The organism is Spiroplasma endosymbiont of Andrena trimmerana (assembly GCF_964019575.1).
Taxonomy (GTDB): Bacteria; Bacillota_I; Bacilli_A; order Mycoplasmatales; family VBWQ01; genus Spiroplasma_E.
The window spans coordinates 326,252-344,681 of the sequence record NZ_OZ026455.1 but is presented as its reverse complement, the minus strand read 5'-3'; the positions used below and the strand labels follow the sequence as shown (position 1 = coordinate 344,681).

General features: G+C 30.8%; 11 protein-coding genes, 2 rRNA genes and 2 pseudogenes. 13 read left to right on the top strand and 2 right to left on the bottom strand.

From position 1 onward, the window contains the following. Positions 1-62: 62 nt before the first annotated feature. The 10 genes from AACL03_RS02050 to AACL03_RS02005 all read left to right on the top strand — a co-directional run bounded on the left by AACL03_RS02050 (position 63) and on the right by AACL03_RS02005 (position 10,998). Positions 63-989, top strand: coding sequence for a hypothetical protein (locus tag AACL03_RS02050; protein WP_339039021.1), 927 nt, complete (start codon positions 63-65; stop codon positions 987-989). Positions 990-1,018: 29 nt separating this feature from the next. Next, entirely contained in the window at positions 1,019-1,282 is a 264-nt protein-coding gene (locus AACL03_RS02045; protein ID WP_338980440.1) for a hypothetical protein, read from the top strand. 248 nt (positions 1,283-1,530) lie between these two features. After that, positions 1,531-2,034 carry a hypothetical protein gene (locus AACL03_RS02040; protein WP_339039019.1) on the top strand — a complete coding sequence of 168 codons (504 nt, stop codon included), beginning with the start codon at positions 1,531-1,533 and terminating at the stop codon, positions 2,032-2,034. After that, on the top strand, positions 2,022-3,347 hold the full coding sequence (locus tag AACL03_RS02035; RefSeq protein WP_339039017.1) for a hypothetical protein: 1,326 nt from the start codon (positions 2,022-2,024) through the stop codon (positions 3,345-3,347). The genes AACL03_RS02040 and AACL03_RS02035 overlap by 13 nt, the downstream gene beginning before the upstream one ends. A gap of 119 nt (positions 3,348-3,466) precedes the next feature. Then, positions 3,467-4,771 (top strand): phosphopyruvate hydratase, encoded by a 1,305-nt coding sequence (gene eno, locus AACL03_RS02030; protein ID WP_338957874.1) that lies wholly within the window; start codon positions 3,467-3,469, stop codon positions 4,769-4,771. A gap of 106 nt (positions 4,772-4,877) precedes the next feature. Then, positions 4,878-5,930 (top strand): ATP-dependent 6-phosphofructokinase, encoded by a 1,053-nt coding sequence (locus tag AACL03_RS02025; protein WP_252319488.1) that lies wholly within the window; start codon positions 4,878-4,880, stop codon positions 5,928-5,930. 18 nt (positions 5,931-5,948) lie between these two features. Then, positions 5,949-7,355 (top strand): pyruvate kinase, encoded by a 1,407-nt coding sequence (pyk, locus tag AACL03_RS02020; protein WP_339039014.1) that lies wholly within the window; start codon positions 5,949-5,951, stop codon positions 7,353-7,355. Between the two features lie 43 nt (positions 7,356-7,398). Beyond that, complete coding sequence (gene thrS, locus AACL03_RS02015) at positions 7,399-9,333, top strand: threonine--tRNA ligase (protein WP_338957869.1); 1,935 nt, start codon at positions 7,399-7,401, stop codon at positions 9,331-9,333. Between the two features lie 280 nt (positions 9,334-9,613). Beyond that, entirely contained in the window at positions 9,614-10,474 is an 861-nt protein-coding gene (locus AACL03_RS02010) for a hypothetical protein (protein ID WP_339038780.1), read from the top strand. 32 nt (positions 10,475-10,506) lie between these two features. Further along, on the top strand, positions 10,507-10,998 hold the full coding sequence (locus AACL03_RS02005) for a hypothetical protein (protein ID WP_338980346.1): 492 nt from the start codon (positions 10,507-10,509) through the stop codon (positions 10,996-10,998). Between the two features lie 140 nt (positions 10,999-11,138). On the opposite strand, the pseudogene AACL03_RS02000 reads toward AACL03_RS02005, so the two are convergent. Beyond that, a pseudogene (locus tag AACL03_RS02000) lies at positions 11,139-12,155 on the bottom strand (ISNCY family transposase); the annotation flags it as partial. 98 nt (positions 12,156-12,253) lie between these two features. Between AACL03_RS02000 and AACL03_RS01995 the strand changes: the two are divergent. Continuing rightward, on the top strand, positions 12,254-13,204 hold the full coding sequence (locus AACL03_RS01995; RefSeq protein ID WP_339038665.1) for an IS30 family transposase: 951 nt from the start codon (positions 12,254-12,256) through the stop codon (positions 13,202-13,204). Between the two features lie 25 nt (positions 13,205-13,229). Here the strand turns inward: AACL03_RS01995 and AACL03_RS01990 are convergent. After that, positions 13,230-13,466 (bottom strand): annotated as a pseudogene (locus AACL03_RS01990) (ISNCY family transposase); the annotation flags it as partial. A 263-nt stretch (positions 13,467-13,729) separates the two neighbouring features. On the opposite strand from AACL03_RS01990, the gene AACL03_RS01985 reads away from it, so the two are divergent. Further along, a 16S ribosomal RNA gene (locus tag AACL03_RS01985) occupies positions 13,730-15,251 on the top strand. A 192-nt stretch (positions 15,252-15,443) separates the two neighbouring features. Beyond that, positions 15,444-18,381 (top strand): 23S ribosomal RNA (locus tag AACL03_RS01980). The 16S and 23S rRNA genes sit together here, the layout of an rRNA operon. The last annotated feature ends 49 nt before the right edge of the window (positions 18,382-18,430 follow it).

Sequence of the window (18,430 nt, the reverse complement as noted above, 5' to 3'; positions counted from 1 at the left end):
ATATTTAGTTCCTATATTATTTTAGAAATCTATACATTTATTAAAAATTATGGAGGTAAAGTATGCCATTATCAGAAACAGTAGAATATCGAGAACTTAATGACTTTCTACAAAAATCATTAAGTTCTAAAAAAGATGAATCATCACCCAATATAACTTTAAATAGTTTGGAAGTTAAGATTGATGATATAAAAACACAATTAGATAGTAGTTTAAAAGAATATATTATTGAACTTGTATATGTAGATGAAAAGGGACGTTTAGTAAAAAATACTAATGATGAAAATGTTAGTATTATTCAACAACCACCTTTAGCAATTAATAGTGATCAATTACAACAACTAGTAATAGTAAAAGAAAAATTAGATAGTTCTCTAGTACATTTATATCGAACTAAAAAAGAAAATGATAAGATTATTCTTGAATATTTAGGTAAAAAAGAATTACCGGCATTATTATTAAAAACTCAATCAGAATCCAATAATTTAAATAATGAAGAATATAAAGAAGAGTTAGATGATCTTAATGTTAATATTATAAAAAGATCTGAAGAGCCTATGAAATTATCATTTGCTGAAAATGGAACGTGTTATTTGTTTATTGATAATAAAAACAAAACAATTGTTCCTGTAGATGTAAATGATGCTAAGGAATTTAAAAACTTTGTAGCCAAAAAATGTCCTCGTAATGGTAGTATAAATATTGAAGTTGATAAAAATGGAAAGATTTTGTTTGCATATATTATTGATAACCAGACTCATAAGAGGAAAGATATAAAAATTGATGAAAAATTAATTGATACTCTTGAAAGAGTAATTAGTACAGCCTCTTCTTTACATTCACAACATTCACAAAATAATTCTGTTGCACCTAAAAAAGAAGTACAAAGTAATAATTCTTTTCCTGCAAAGGAAATTAATGGTACTGAAGCACCATCAAAACCAGTAGAACAAAACGTTAAGTCAGTTTTATCTACACCAACACCATAAATGTAATAATTAAAGGAGAAAATATAAAAATGCCACTAATGGAAAATTTTAAATGATTTACAAACATTATGAGAAGTATATATCAATCAGAAATAAGTGATGTTGAAGATATTGCTATTGAAGTAGAGGATGACCTATATTCAAAAAAGAATACACTTAATATTTTGAAGAATTCTTCTTTCAATATTAATCCATTAAAAGTAAAAAAAATAGTTAGTTTAAATCAAGATGGAAAATTTGTTGTTGATAGTGGTTCATTAGTTAATACTATATTATTAGTGATGAATCATTAATTCAAAATGATCAAAGTATATTTAAAAAAGACCAATTAGTTTTCGTTGACGATGAAACTGACAATACTAAAATTAAAGTATATAAAATTTTATTTGATGAATCTGAAGGTGAAATAAGACCTGAATTAGGATTATTAGGAAGTATAAATTTATTAAAATTTAATGAAATTTTTATAAATTCTGGACTGTTTAAAGAAAATGATGTTTTAATTAATCAAAAGATTAAAAGTTTATTAGATACTCCACAGTTGCGAAATCCATTTGAACAATCAAACCCAGTTTGAGATGTGGAACAGTATAAAATTAATGATTATTCTTCAAATAGTACAATGATCGAAGATTTTAAAAAACATTTAAACTTAGTGAATGTTGAAAAAGACTATTTTATTTATCGTCAAGGAAATGAAATTTTTATTAAAAATGTTACTGATCCAAATGATACTTTTATAATCTCAACAACTGCTCAAAGTATTACTGATAATGATATTTTTTATTTAAATAAAAAGATTAACGAAAATGGAGAAATTTTTTGAGAAACCTATAAAATAACAAAAAAACCTGTTCTAGGATGATTATATGATAATGTAAAATATCAAGGACATAAAGTTAAATCTTTAACCGACCAGCAATTTGATGATTTAAAAGCATTAAGTACTCCTCCACAATTGGGATTTACTATAGAACCAACAATTAATATTGGATTAGCATCTGTTGTTAAAGAAGAACAAGAAGAGTTGCTATGCGTTTTTTAGTTATTGCACCAGAAGTGTTACCAGAAGATTTACCTGAACCTTTATCGATTACAAATAATATCATTGAAACATTACAAAATAATAGCATAGAAGGTTTGTATAGTTTAGTAATAGAAGATGGTAAAATAAAAATATCAGATGCTAAATCAGATCCAGAAAATGTAATTTTTGAACAAGAACTTTCTCGGGATAATAAAAAAATATGAAATGATATAGAAGTTGCTGGTAAGTATCAAAAAGTATACTTTGCAAAAAACCCAAGTAATAATTTAGTAGAAAAATGAGTAGTTATTGCTGATCAAAATCAACTACAATGTATTGGAACACTTTCTTTATTAGAGTTAAGAAAAAGTTTTGCAAATAATAATTTATTTCCTAATGGATTAAAGGGTATTCACTGTGGAGAAAATGGATCACAAGTTAAAGTGGCAATAGCTGCTGCTGAACAGGTAATATCACCAAAACCATCAGCTACAAAATTATCTCCAGTTATCGTTAAAAATGTTATTAATTTAAAATGAGATGATAGTAGAGAATTATGAGATTTAAACATAACAACTGATGAGCAAACATTGGATAAAAAATTAAAATTAGAAAAAGATGAAAATGATATTTTGAAAAATTTAATAGATAAAAATAATAATGCAAATACTGTTATTTTATTTAATAAGTGTGATGGAAAATTTTTAAGAGCATATTATTTTGATGAAAATAATAAAAAAGTAAATTGCTCTAATAAGTTAAGTGATGAAGATAAAGAACAACTTAGTATCATAAATCAGAAAGCAAAAGTAAGAGTATCAGAAACAAGAACAGTAAGACCAATACATGATTTAAAATCAAACTTATTTTCAAAAAATATTAAAACTTTTAATTTTAATATTTTTAATGGAAAATGTTATGTTTTATGTAATGATGAACTTGGAATTCCATTAAAAGCAGAAGTGAAACTTAGTCCTGAACAAATTCGTGCATTATCATATTTAACTAAAAATGAAGTTGATTTTTCTTTAACTTTTGATAAAGATGATAATTTTAAAAGTATAAGTTATATCTTTTATAGAGATGAAGTAAAACAAAATGTAACTATTAACAGAAAAGATTTATCTAATAGTAATAATTTTAATCAAAAAACGATTGAAACTGATGAATTAATGGAAGCAATAATTACTGCTCTTAATAATCCTGAAAGTTTAATACCAGAGGATGATGGAGTAACTCCAAAACCATGAAATAGTGATACTGCTGCTAAAGTTAATGATACATCATCACCAAGTAGTACAACTCAACATTCACAACAACAACAAATGTAATTAAATCATCATTATTTTAGAAGCACAAATAAAAAATATTTGTGCTTTTTTGATTCTAAACAATATTTTTTTCTGTATAATAATTAGTGAAATATTAAAGAAAGAAGGAATTAACAAATATGTCTTGCATTATTGATATTAGAGCACTACAAGTAATAGACTCAAGAGGAAATCCAACTATTCAAGTTGAATGTTGAACTGAAGATGGTGGATACGGGATTGCTTTAGTGCCATCAGGTGCTTCAACAGGTACTAGAGAAGCTTTAGAACTACGAGACAAAGATACTAAAGTTTATGGTGGACTTGGTGTTATGAAAGCTATTAAAAATATTAATGAAAATATTGCCGAAGCCATTATTGGTTTGGAAGTTACTAATCAAAGATTAATTGATCAAACAATGATTAAGTTAGATGGAACAGAAAATAAAACAAAATTAGGTGCCAATGCTATTTTAGGGGTATCATTAGCAGTTGCTAAAGCTGCCGCTGATGAATTATATGTGCCCTTATATACATACTTAGGTGGTACTAATGCTTGTCAGTTGCCAGTCCCAATGTTAAATGTAATTAATGGTGGTGCTCATGCTGATAATAATATTGACTTTCAAGAATTTTTAATAATGCCAGTTGGTGCTAAAACATTTTCAAAGGCAATCCAAATGGCTGCTGAAACTTTTCATGCTTTAAAAAGTATTTTAAAAGGTAAGGGTTTAGTTACTGCAGTTGGTGATGAAGGTGGTTTTGCTCCTAATTTAAAATCAACTGAAGAAGCATTAGATTTAATTGTTGAAGCTATTAAAAAAGCGGGTTACACTCCAAATAAAGATATAAAAATTGCTATGGATTGTGCATCATCAGAGATTTATAAAAATGGTAAATATGTTTTTGGCAATAAAGATGGTAAAAGTAAAAATACTGAAAAATTATTAACTTCAGCGCAACTAGTAGATTATTTAGTTGATTTAACTAAAAAATATCCAATTATTTCAATTGAAGATGGTTTGGCTGAAGGTGATTGAGAAGGATTTAAATTATTATTAGAAAAATCAGAAGGTAAATTCCAAGTTGTTGGTGATGATTTATTCGTTACTAATCCAAAAATTATTAAAGAAGGAATTATTAAAAACGTTGCTAATTCAGTATTAATTAAACTAAATCAAATTGGAACATTAACTGAAACTATGGAGGCTATTGAAATGTGTCAAAAAGCTGGGTGAACAGCAGTAGTATCTCATCGTTCTGGGGAAACTGAAGATACAACGATTGCTGACTTAGCAGTAGCTTTTAATACTGGACAAATTAAAACAGGTTCAATGTCAAGAACTGATCGTGTTGCAAAATATAATCGTTTATTAACAATTGAAGCCGATTTAGCAGATCAAGCTAAATTTTTAGGTGACGATGTATTTTATAATATTAATTAATTAAAATCATATTTTATGGTTAAATTTACTGATATCCTTTTTAATTTTAAACAAATTATAATAATTATCACTAAAATAATGTAATTAGAAGAGAGGATGACTAAATATGCAAGAATTAAATAAAAGAAGAATTGGAATCTTAACTTCTGGTGGTGATTCACCAGGTATGAATAATGTTATTAATGCAGTATATAAGACTTTTCGTGGTATAAATCATGAAAATAGTAAAATTGCTACTGCTGATAAAAGACCATTTGAATTAGTTTTAATAAAAAATGGTTATAAAGGAATAATGACAAATGACATTCACGTTATTGATAACAATTGAGCAAATTTAATTGATCTAGGAACTGAGATGGGGGGAACAATCATTGGGTCTGCTCGTTTTAGAGAATTTGAGCAAGAAGAAACTCGTAAAAAATGTATTGAAATTTTAAAATCTAAAAAAATTGAAGGTTTAATTGCTATTGGTGGTGATGGCACATATAATGGTTTGCAAAAATTAAGTAATGAAGCAGCTATTCAATGTGTGGGTATTCCAGGTACTATTGATAATGATATTAGTTCAAGTGAGTTTACTATTGGTTTTGATACCGCTCTTAATACAATTGTTGAAAATCTTGATAAAATTCGTCAAACTGCTAATTCTCACGGAAGAATTATGATTGTTGAAGTAATGGGTCGTAATTGTGGTGACCTTGCTCTTCACAGTGCTGCTGCTGCAAATTGTGATTTAGTTGCAACTAAAGATTTAGGAATTGGAGAACAGTCATTGATTGATATTATTAAACAGTTGTACACTAAAAAACAACGTCGTTCATTAGTAATAGTAGTAACTGAACGTCAATATGATGTTAATAAAATAGCTAAAATCATTGAAAAGGATACTGATTGTGAAACAAGAGCAGTAATATTGGGTCAAATTCAACGTGGGGGAACACCAAGTGCATTTGATCGTTATTTAGCAACAATGATGGGTATTTTTGCTGCTGAAAGATTTGCAAATAGTAATAAATCTAGTATTTGTATTGGATTACAAGATAATAAATTAGTAGCTATTGAAATTCAAGATGCATTAAACACACCTTCAATAAATAAAAATAACGTTGCTAATAAAATTTTACGTTTGTCAGGAGTTATTTTTAAAAAAAATACTTAATAAAAAGAGGTGAATAATTTGATATCAATTATAAAAAGAACTAAATGTGTAACTACTTTAGGACCTGCTTCAAATTCTGCTGATGTTATTAAACAACTAATAGAAAATGGCTCAATTTGTGGGCGTTTAAATTTTTCTCATGGTACTCATGATGAACATTTAGCAAGGGTTTTAATGATTAGAGAAGTATCTAAACAATTAAATGTACCAGTTGCTATTATGTTAGATACTAGAGGTCCGGAAGTTAGAACACATACCTTTACAAAGGGTAGTGTAGAAATCAAAAAAAATGAAATTATTACGATAATTGATAATAAAGAGATTATTGGTACTGCGGATAAGTTTTCTGTAAATTATGGTAATTTAGCAAAGGATATTAAAGTTAATGATAATTTACTAGTAGATGATGGTAAATTAACATTAAAGGTTACAGCGGTTAAAGACCATACTGTTATTTGTCAAGCTTTAAATACACATACTATTAAAGATCGTCGTGCTATTAATATTCCAAATGTTAAATTATCTTTACCTTTTATTTCTGAAAAAGATAGAGCAGATTTAATTTTTGGTTGTCAGCAAAAAGTAGATTATGTTGCTGCATCATTTGTTTGTTCAGCAGCTGATATTAAAGAAATCCGCAAAGTTTTAGATGATAATGATGGTAAACATATTCAAATCATTGCTAAAATTGAATCACAATTAGCAGTTAATAATTTTGATGAAATTTTAAAAGAATCAGATGCTATTATGGTTGCTCGTGGTGATTTAGGAGTTGAAATTCCTTTTGAAAAAGTTCCTTTTTTAGAACGTGAATGAATTAAAAAATGTCGTACTGTTAACAAACCGATAATTGTTGCTACGCAAATGCTAGATTCAATGATAGATAACCCTCATCCAACACGTGCTGAAGTTACTGATGTTTGGGTTGCTATGGATTGGGGAGCAACATGTACAATGTTATCGGGTGAATCTGCTAATGGTAACTATCCTGTGTTATCAATTGCAACAATGAGTAAAATTCTTGTTGATGCTGAAAGTCATCAAGAACAGATTAAAATTGCTACTGATTTATTGCATACAAAAGATCAATTAGTTGCTAAAACTATTAAAAAAATTATTGAAGAAAAACCACAATATTTAATTACTAATAGTCAAGATAGTAATTATATTAGAACTATTGCTAATGCTCATTTGCCAGTTTATATAATTCCTATTGTTAATAATGTTATTGATTATAATAAATTTGCAATAAACTTTGGAATTTATACTTTTTTAGCAACTGAAGGAATTCCAGTAGAATTAAGTAATTCTTCGCAATTAGTTAAAAGCATTAGTAGCACTTATATAATCCCTACTAAATCAAAAGTATTAGTAGTAGATATTAATAATAATACTAATCCTTTTACAACTTTTATTGTTAAATAACCTAGTACTACTGAGGTAAATTAGAAAAGGAATTAGGTAAAACATGAAAATTAATGTAATTAAATTAAATGGCAAAACGATGACTTATAATATTGAAAATCCAATTACTGGTTATCAATTATTAAAACAGGAAAATGAAAATATAGATTCTTCAATTATTGCTTTTACTCTGAATGGACAATTAAAAGATTTATATTGAGAAATTAAAGAAGATGCTGAAATCAAGTTTATTAAAAAAGATGATGCTTTAGGATGAACTATTTTAAATTATGGATGTGCTATGATTTTAGCTCATACTATTAAATTAATGTATCCACAAGCGTTAATTACGATTGCTAATACTAATGATAATGGTTTTTATTTAGATTTTGATTATGAAAAACGACTTTCTAATGATGAATTAATTAAAATTGAAGAGAAAATGCGTGAAATTTTAATAAAAAATATTGAAATTAAAAGAGTTTGTCAAACTAAAGAAGAATCTTTAAAAACTCATAAAGACAATCCTTTTGCTTTAGAATATATTAAATTAAATCATGTTAATGGATTAAAATGCTCTTATTTAGTTGATAATAAAACTTTAGTAGTAGCATCGGGTGTTGCTATTAATAATTCTTCATCAATAAAAGATTTTAAATTATTAAGTATTACTGGTGCATATTGATTAGGAAATGATAAAAATAAACAATTACAGCGCATTTCTGGAATTTGTGATTATTCAAAAGTAAAATTAGTAGATAAACTTAATGAACTTGAAGAACAAAAAAATCGTGATCATCGTAAACTAGGTAAAGAATTAAGTATTTTTACTTTTAATGATGATTGTGGTAAAGGATTACCTATATTTTTACCAAATGGTATGGTTATTAAAAAAGTTTTGCAGGAATATTTGAGAAAACAAGAATTTATGTGAGATTATCAAGAAGTAGCGACACCAGTTTTAGGTTCTGTTGAATTATATAAAAAAAGTGGTCATTGAGATCATTATCGTGAAAATATGTTTACTCCAATTAAAAAAGAAGAAGAACAATTGGTATTAAGACCAATGACTTGTCCTCATCACTGTATGATTTATAAAAGTGCTCTTCGTAGTTATAAAGATTTGCCTTTGCGTTTAAGTGAACATGCTTTATTATATCGTTATGAAGCAAGTGGGGCTTTAACTGGTTTAGAACGAGTAAGAAGTATGGAATTAACCGATTCTCATATTTTTGTTAGATTTGATCAAATGAAAACAGAGTTTAAACGTTGTTATCAGTTAATTGCTGAGGTTTTAAAAACTTTAAATATTAAAATTGATTATTTATCATTATCTTTACGAGATCCTGCTGATAAAGAAAAATATTTTAATGATGATAAAATGTGAAATCAAGCAGAAACAGCATTACGTGAAGTATTAGATGAATTACAATTAGAGTATAAACCAATGATTGGTGAGGCTGCTTTTTATGGACCAAAATTTGATGTTCAAATTAAAACAGCATTAGGTCATGAAATTACAATATCTACTATTCAATTCGATTTCTTATTACCGAAAAAGTTTAATTTAACTTATATTGATGAAAATAATAATGAAATAAATCCAGTTATTGTTCATCGAGGATTAATTGGTACATATGAACGTTTTATTGCCACATTATTAGAACAAAATAAAGGTGTTTTTCCACTATGATTAGCACCAAGGCAAATTGCAATTTTACCAATAAATGAAAAAGAAAAAACCTTAGAATATGCTAATAAATTATTGCAAACTTGTAAACAACATAATTTACGAACTGAAATTATTAGCAGTGGAACTATTGGCAAACGTATTGTTGAAACACAAACTCAAAAAATTCCTTATCAAATTATTATTGGTGATAAGGAAATAGAAAATAATAATTTAAGTTATCGTCAGTATGGTCAAAAAGAAAGTAAAATTGTTACTTTATCAGAATTTTTAAAATTATTAACAAAACAAGTTGATAATAAAATATAATTATAAAAATTAAAAAACCATTTAAGGTTCTAATTCTTAAATGGTTTTTTTAGTTAATTAAGCAATTTAATTTTACCAAGTATATTAGTAAAATTTAAACCATTTTTTTATACGAAAAAAATATTTATATTTTTAGTATTATTTTCATGTCAATATCGAGTGAAAATTTCCCAAAAATATTTATCAAAAAAAATAAAAAAGAAGTAAAATTTAACAAATAAAAGTTGCTTTGTTTTGAAAGTAAATATTTTTATATTTACTTTCAAAGGAGAACAAAATTATGAAATATTTTAGTCCAAGTTATTGATTTAAATTGTGAGTATTAACTGCTCCACTTTTAAATAATAAAATACAAGGTATTAATGGTAAGTCAATTGATAATTCAAATATTAAAAATTGAGTTAGAAAAAATACGACTAGTTTAGATTTAGTAAATCAACAATTAAATTTTGCAAGTAATAATCAAACAGATTTTATTATTAACAACCCAACAACAAATAGCAAAATAAATATGAATAAACATCGTCATGAAAAACACAGAAATCGATTAAAAAGAACATTAAATGGTAAAAACGAAATAAGGGGTAGTTGAGGTAAAGTAACTTGTTCATTTACACCAAAAACTTTTGAAGGAATAATAGCTGATTATCATTATTGAAAAGATAATCCTGCATGAGAACTTGGCGAAAAATTTAAAGAGGATATGATGCAACGATATAATTCTAATGATATTTCAATTACTGCAATTTTTCCATGAACATGAAAAGAAATACAACAAGTAGGTAAAACAATTTGAGATAATTTTTCAAAAATTGAAAAAGTATATACAGATAGTTCTAGAAAAGAACGTATAGAAATTGTACTTTATGAAAAACCATTTAATTGATTTGATTTTGAATCAGTAAGAATAATAACAGAAGATGAGAAATATTATCCAAATAATCGTCTTGATAATTTAGAAAATGATTTTCCAGATTGAAATAAAGATATAAAAATTAATTTAGGAAAAATTAATCATAACGTTGATAACGAAATTAAAAGTGCCATAAAGAAAAAATATCATAATTTTAAATTATCAGAAGTTTATTTATTGGATAAATCTAATTACTCACACTTTATTGGCTATTTTGAAAAAAAATAATTGTTGGTACTTTTAGTCCCTATTCTTATGGTTTGACAAAACCAACTTTTACCTATGTAACACAAGATAAATTTAATGAAATTTCAAATATTATAGCAAATGATTCAAAAGTTAAACAATGATTTGCACATATAAATGAATGAAATTCTACTTTACCACAAGCAATCAATAATTCTAAAACATTTAATCCTCAAGCATTATATAATTGAAAAAGACAAGAAAAAGAAATAATAAAAGGTTATATAAGAGATTGAAGTTATATTTCAACTTTAATTGAACATGAATTAAAGTTAGATGAATTAAACAAAAATATTCAAGGAATCAAAGCAGATTTTGAAACTTTAAAAAAACAAGTTAATGAACTTGACAACAGACTTCTAAATCTAGAAAATAAATCAAATTTAAATTGTGAAAACACATTAACTATTGTTAATGGTGCTTTAAATACTATTCCCATAATTGGTAATGTTGTTGGTGGTATTACAACAATGGCTTCTGGTGCTTGTGCTATTGGTGGTGTATAATTTTATTTTTTATATCTTTAAAATCAATTTTAAGGCATCAAATTTGCTGCTCGACAAACGATTTAAAATTTTATATAGTTAAGTATTCACAAAAATAATCTTTTATAAAAAGAATTTTATCTAATTTTAATTTGGTATTATTAGTATCCATATCTTCAAGGATGGTTTTTATTTGGTATATAAACCTTTTTAGTTTTTATCAACTCTTCTTTGATAATTGGTTTTGGTGCTATTTCTTTTAATTCATATATTTGATGATTATAACTAAGATATAACTCATTAATAAACGATTTAAGTACAATTACATCAGTTCTAGGTTGTATGTATTGAACTTTGCTATTTTTATAAGGAAAATACTTTTTACCATAATATGTTATAGTTGAACCACTATCCGTTTTTCTTTTAGAAAATCTTGAAAGATAAATATTTATTTCTTCTTGGTTTGGAGCTTTAATCATAGCAGATTTATTATTATCAATAGGTAAGGCAAATTGCTTATTAAAAATACTTATATATATTTTAAGAAATTGATTAGCTTCTTCTAAATTTTTAATTTTATTAAGTCTAAGTTCACTAATTAAGCGACTTTGAAGTGTTCCAAATAAGCGTTCGATTCTACCCTTAGCTTGTGGAATGGAAGTTCTAATAATTTCAACACCTAAATCATTACAAGACTTTTGGAATTGAGTATAAGTATCATTTTCCGTGTTTATTTTGCCAGCATCGATTTGTTTTTTATATCCAAAAACTGTTCTATTATCAGTATAAAATGTTTTTGGTATGCCATATTTAGTTAAAATTTGATAAAAAACATTATAATAACCATCTAATGTTTCTTGATGATCAAATCATAGTCCGACAATATTGCCTGTAGCATCATCAATTGCAGCATGTAAAAAAGCTTTTGGTTTATCCTTACCAAATCAATGATGATTACTTGCATCCATTTGAATTAATTCACCAAAATTTGTTCTTCGGTTTCTTGTAGGATGCAAGTTATTTTTCTTATTTTTATGTCTTTTTGGTGAAGTAATTTTTTCTTTAATTAATATAGTATAAAGTGTACTATATGAAATTTTAATTTTTTCTTCATTGTTTAATTTCTCATGGAAATGTTGAAAATTAAAATTATAATATTTGGTTTTATATAAGCTGAGTTATACTTGTAAGTGCAAGTAAATAAAATTGCAAAAAATTCTCATATAAAAATTTCATAATGCTAAATTTAGTTTAGAAAAAAGTAAGGAGTTTTTATATGAGTTATAAACATCTTGGCATAGATGAAAGAATTTATATTGAGAATCAATTGAAATTTAAATTTAAAATTAGTGAAATAGCTAAAAATCTTAATCGAAGTATTAGTACTATTATTCGAGAAATTAATAGAAATAAAGATAATAATCATTATTTTTCATTAATTGCACAAAATAAAGCTGAAAATCGAAAACAATCACATATTAGTTTTCATAAGTTTAAAAATAAGAATTTAGTAAAATATGTACAACAAAAATTACTATTAGGTTGATCACCTGAACAAATTTATGGCAGAATTAAAAATTTTCATAAAGAATGAGTTATTAGTTTTAAAACAATTTATACTTGAATTTATTTTGGAATGCTTGATAAAGTTACTAGTAAAAATTTAAGAAGAAAAGGTAAAAAACGAAAATCTAAAGAAAATCGTGGCAAGTTTAATGGTAAATCAATTAAAGAACGAGATATAAATGTTAATGATCGTATAACACTTGGTCATTGAGAAGGAGATACTATAGTATCATCACGAGGTAAAAGCAAATCATGTTTAATAACTTTAGTTGAAAGAGTATCACGATTTACTTTAGCAATATTAGTTAAAAACAGAACTACTAAAGTTATTAATAAAAATGTCAGTTATTATTTATCAATTCTTCCTAAAAACATTGTTAAAACTATTACTTTTGATCGTGGCAAAGAATTTTCAAATTGACAACAACTTGAAAAAAATTTAGATGTAAAAATTTATTTTGCCAATCCATATTCACCTTGACAAAGAGGTACTAATGAAAATACTAATGGTTTAATTAGAGAAAAATTTCCTAAAAAATTTATTTTTTCAAAAACTAATAAAAATGAAGTTCATAAATTTATATTGTCTTTAAATCAAAAACCGAGAAAAATACTAAATTATCTTTCACCAATCGAATATTTGGATAGAAAAATAATTTAGTTGCACTTACCTTTACAATTTAGCATAAATTTATAATCTTAATTTTGATTTCAAAATTTGTTGTTTTATTAGAAATTTTATTTCGGGATTTATGAATAAAACCAACTTTACCTTCTCTATTGAAAATTTGAATTAATTGGTTAATTCTTCTAATAGTTAGGTTAAGTTTATTCTTAGCTTGATGTTTAGATAATTTATTAATAATAATGTCATTTATAATATTAAACTTATATTTTTCTTTCATAGTCATGCTTCTTTCCATATTTATCACCAAGTATATTTAACTTTACTTTTGGGAAATTTTTGCTCGATAACTAATAGGAAATTATCACTAAATAATGACATTTTAGTATTATTTTCATTGACATTGGGTTTTGTTTTCTGTAAGATACTTATTGTGCCCGAAAATAAATGGGTTACAAACTAGAAAAAACGATCTTTGAAAACTAAATAGAACAAGAATTAATCCGTCAATTTTTTATTAAAAATTAAATAAGTCAGACATCATCTTTTAACAAAAACAATTTTATTGAGAGTTTGATCCTGGCTCAGGATTAACGCTGGCGGCATGCCTAATACATGCAAGTCGAACGAAAGTAGCAATACTTTAGTGGCGAACGGGTGAGTAACACGTATCTAACCTACCATTTAGTGGGGAATAACTGTTGGAAACGACAGCTAATACCGCATATGTTATTTATTTGCAATGATAAATAATGAAAGGAGCATTTGCTTCGCTAATTGATGGGGATGCGGTGCATTAACTAGTTGGTAAGGTAATGGCTTACCAAGGTAACGATGCGTAGCCGATCTGAGAGGATGAACGGCCACATTGGGACTGAGACACGGCCCAAACTTCTACGGAAGGCAGCAGTAGGGAATTTTTCACAATGGGCGAAAGCCTGATGGAGCAATGCCGCGTGACTGATGAAGGTCTTCGGATTGTAAAGGTCTGTTGTAAGGGAAGAAGTGCTAGAATAGGAAATGATTTTAGTATCGACCATACCTTACCAGAAAGCCACGGCTAACTATGTGCCAGCAGCCGCGGTAATACATAGGTGGCAAGCGTTATCCGGATTTATTGGGCGTAAAGCGTGCGTAGACGGTTTTGCAAGTCTGAGGTTAAATTTAGGGGCTCAACCCCTAACCGCCTTGGAAACTACATTACTAGAGTATAGGAGAGGTTAGTGGAATTTCATGTGTAGCGGTGGAATGCGTAGATATATGAAGGAACACCAGTGGCGAAGGCGGCTAACTGGCCTATTACTGACGTTGTGGCACGAAAGCGTGGGGAGCAAATAGGATTAGATACCCTAGTAGTCCACGCCGTAAACGATGAGTACTAAGTGTTGCCATGAGGCAGTGCTGTAGCTAACGCATTAAGTACTCCGCCTGAGTAGTATGCTCGCAAGAGTGAAACTCAAAGGAATTGACGGGGACCCGCACAAGCGGTGGAGCATGTGGTTTAATTCGAAGCAACGCGAAGAACCTTACCAGGTCTTGACATACCTTGCGAAGCTATAGAGATATAGTAGAGGTTAACAAGGATACAGGTGGTGCATGGTTGTCGTCAGTTCGTGTCGTGAGATGTTTGGTTAAGTTCAGCAACGAACGCAACCCTTGTCCTTAGTTGCCAGCATTAAGTTGGGGACTCTAAGGAGACTGCTAGTGTAAGCTAGAGGAAGGTGGGGACGACGTCAAATCATCATGCCCCTTATGACCTGGGCTACACACGTGCTACAATGGCTGATACAAAGAGTCGCTAAACCGCGAGGTCAAGCAAATCTCAAAAAGTCAGTCTCAGTCCGGATTGAAGTCTGCAACTCGACTTCATGAAGTCGGAATCGCTAGTAATCGCGAATCAGCAATGTCGCGGTGAATACGTTCTCGGGTCTTGTACACACCGCCCGTCAAACCACGAGAGTTGGCAATGCCAGAAGTCGGTGTCCTAACCGTAAGGAGGGAGCTGCCAAAGGCAGGGTTGATGATTGGGGTTAAGTCGTAACAAGGTATCCCTACCGGAAGGTGGGGATGGATCACCTCCTTTCTATGGAGTTTAGTTTCTAATAAGAAACCAAGACAACAAGAAAAATTAGATGGATGATTTATTGGATTACTTCTTTTGTTCTGTTTAGTTTTCAGGGATTGTTTTCTCTGAGCAATTGTTCTTTAAAAACTGGATAATAGACATCTTTTAAAAAAAATAAGATAATTTTTATCTTGCAATAGGATATTCTAAAAATAAATTATTAAGAGCGTATGGTGGATGCCTTGGAATTGGAAGACGATGAAGGACGCGATTACCTGCGATAAGCTTCGGGGAGCTGGAAATAAGCTTTGATCCGGAGATGTCCGAATGGGGAAACCCACTATCTTTAATCAGATAGTACTGTACAATGAATTCATAGTTGTACAGAGTGATACCTAGAGAATTGAAACATCTTAGTACCTAGAGGAAAAGAAAGCGAATGCGATTCCCTTAGTAGCGGCGAGCGAAAAGGGAGCAGCCTAAACCAGTCGTCAGACTGGGGTTATAGGACTGTCTATTAGGTTCGACCTATGAAGAGTTACAAAATTTATATATAGCAGAAGTTGTTGGGAAGCAACGCCATAGATGGTGAAAGCCCAGTATGCGAAATGTATAAATCTCTTGACAGTATCCTGAGTACGGCGAGGCACGTGGAACCTTGTCGGAATTTGCGCAGACCACTGCGTAAGGCTAAATACTAACCAATTACCGATAGTGAACCAGTACCGTGAGGGAAAGGTGAAAAGTACCCCGAGAGGGGAGTGAAATAGTTTCTGAAACCATATGCTTACAACAAGTCGGAGCCCGTTAATGGGTGACGGCGTGCCTTTTGTAGAATGAGCCGGCGAGTTACGATTACATGCAAGGTTAAGTTGAAAAGACGGAGCCGAAGTGAAAGCGAGCCTGAATAGGGCGTTTAGTATGTGGTCGTAGACCCGAAACCAGGTGATCTAGCCATGAGCAGGTTGAAGTTAATGTAACAGTTAATGGAGGACCGAACCAACGTTCGTTGAAAAGACCGTGGATGACTTGTGGCTAGCGGTGAAATTCCAATCGAACCTGGAGATAGCTGGTTCTCCCCGATATAGTTTTAGGACTAGCGTCAGAATTAGTGCAATGGAGGTAAAGCTCTGAATGTATGATGGCCCCACCTCGGGGTACTGAATGCAATTAAACTGCGAATGCCATTGTTACATATCTGGCAGTCAGTCTATGGGTGATAAGGTCCATGGACGTGAGGGAAACAGCCCAGATCATCAGCTAAGGTCCCCAAATCAATGCTAAGTGGAAAACGATGTGGAATTGTTCAGACAGCTAGGAGGTTGGCTTAGAAGCAGCCATCCTTTAAAGAGTGCGTAACAGCTCACTAGTCGAATGATTCTGCGCGGAAAATGTACCGGGGCTAAGCATTGTACCGAAGCTATGGGTCTATATATATGTTTACATATATTGTGGGCGGTAGGGGAGCGTTCTAATCTGCGACGAAGTTAGACCGGAAGGACTAGTGGAGCGTTTAGAAGTGAGAATGCCGGCGTGAGTAACGATTGAAGGTGAGAATCCTTCATGCCGATTGACCAAGGTTTCCTGGGCTAGGTTCGTCCACCCAGGGTTAGTCAGGACCTAAGGCGAGGCCGAAAGGCGTAGTCGATGGATAACAGGTTGATATTCCTGTACCACCATGGTGACTGATGGAATGACGGAGAAGGCTAAAATGTCCCAGTGGTTGGTAGTGCTGGGCTAAGTACAAAGAGGGTTGTGTAGGCAAATCCGCACAGCGTTAACCTTGAAGTACGATGGGGAGTGAACGGTTCGCTTAGTAACGAAGCATTTGATGCCATACTTCCAAGAAAAGTTTCTAAAGACATCACCATGGTGCCTGTACCGAGAACGGACACACGTGGTCAAGGAGAATATCCTAAGGCAAGCGAGATAACTATAGCTAAGGAACTCTGCAAAATAACCCCGTAAGTTAGCGAGAAGGGGAGCTCATAGCAATATGAGTCGCAGTGAAGAGGTCCGAGCGACTGTTTAGCAAAAACACAGCTCTCTGCTAAGTCGTAAGACGATGTATAGGGGGTGACGCCTGCCCAGTGCTGGAAGGTTAAAGAGATTTGTTAGCGTAAGCGAAGCTTTGAACTGAAGCCCCAGTGAACGGCGGCCGTAACTATAACGGTCCTAAGGTAGCGAAATTCCTTGTCAGGTAAGTTCTGACCCGCACGAAAGGCGTAACGATCCGGACGCTGTCTCGGCTATAGACTCGGTGAAATCTTAGTACCTGTGAAGATGCAGGTTACCCGCGATTAGACGGAAAGACCCCGTGGAGCTTTACTACAACTTGATATTGAATTTTGGTGTAGTTTGTACAGCATAGGTGGGAGACGTTGATATGCAGACGCTAGTAGGCATGGAGTCACCATTGGGATACCACCCTTGCTATATTGAAATTCTAACTTGAGACCATAATCTGGTCTAAGGACAGTGTCTGGTGGGTAGTTTGACTGGGGCGGTCGCCTCCTAAAAAGTAACGGAGGCGCCCAAAGGTACCCTCAATATGAATGGAAATCATATGTAGAGCGCAAAGGTAAAAGGGTGCTTGACTGCGAGACATACAAGTCGAGCAGGAACGAAAGTTGGGCTTAGTGATCCGGCGGTGCTGTGTGGAAAGGCCGTCGCTCAACGGATAAAAGTTACCCCGGGGATAACAGGCTAATCTCTCCCAATAGTTCATATAGACGGGGAGGTTTGGCACCTCGATGTCGGCTCATCGCATCCTGGAGGTGTAGTCGCTTCCAAGGGTTGGGCTGTTCGCCCATTAAAGCGGTACGCGAGCTGGGTTCAGAACGTCGTGAGACAGTTTGGTCCCTATCTGTCGTGGGCGCAAGAAATTTGAGGAAAGCTGTTCCTAGTACGAGAGGACCGGAATGGACCTACCTCTGGTGCACCAGTTGTCACGCCAGTGGCACAGCTGGGTAGCTATGTAGGGCATGAATAAGCGCTGAAAGCATCTAAGCGCGAAGTCAGTTCCAAGATGAGATTTCTCATTCGAAAGAAGTAAGATCCCTTGAATACTACAAGGTTGATAGGTCAGGTGTGTAAGCATAGTGATATGTTCAGCTTACTGATACTAATAGATCGAGGATTTATTGAAGAATATATTCTCTATTGCAAATCAAAAGTAATCAAATTTAAAGATGTCT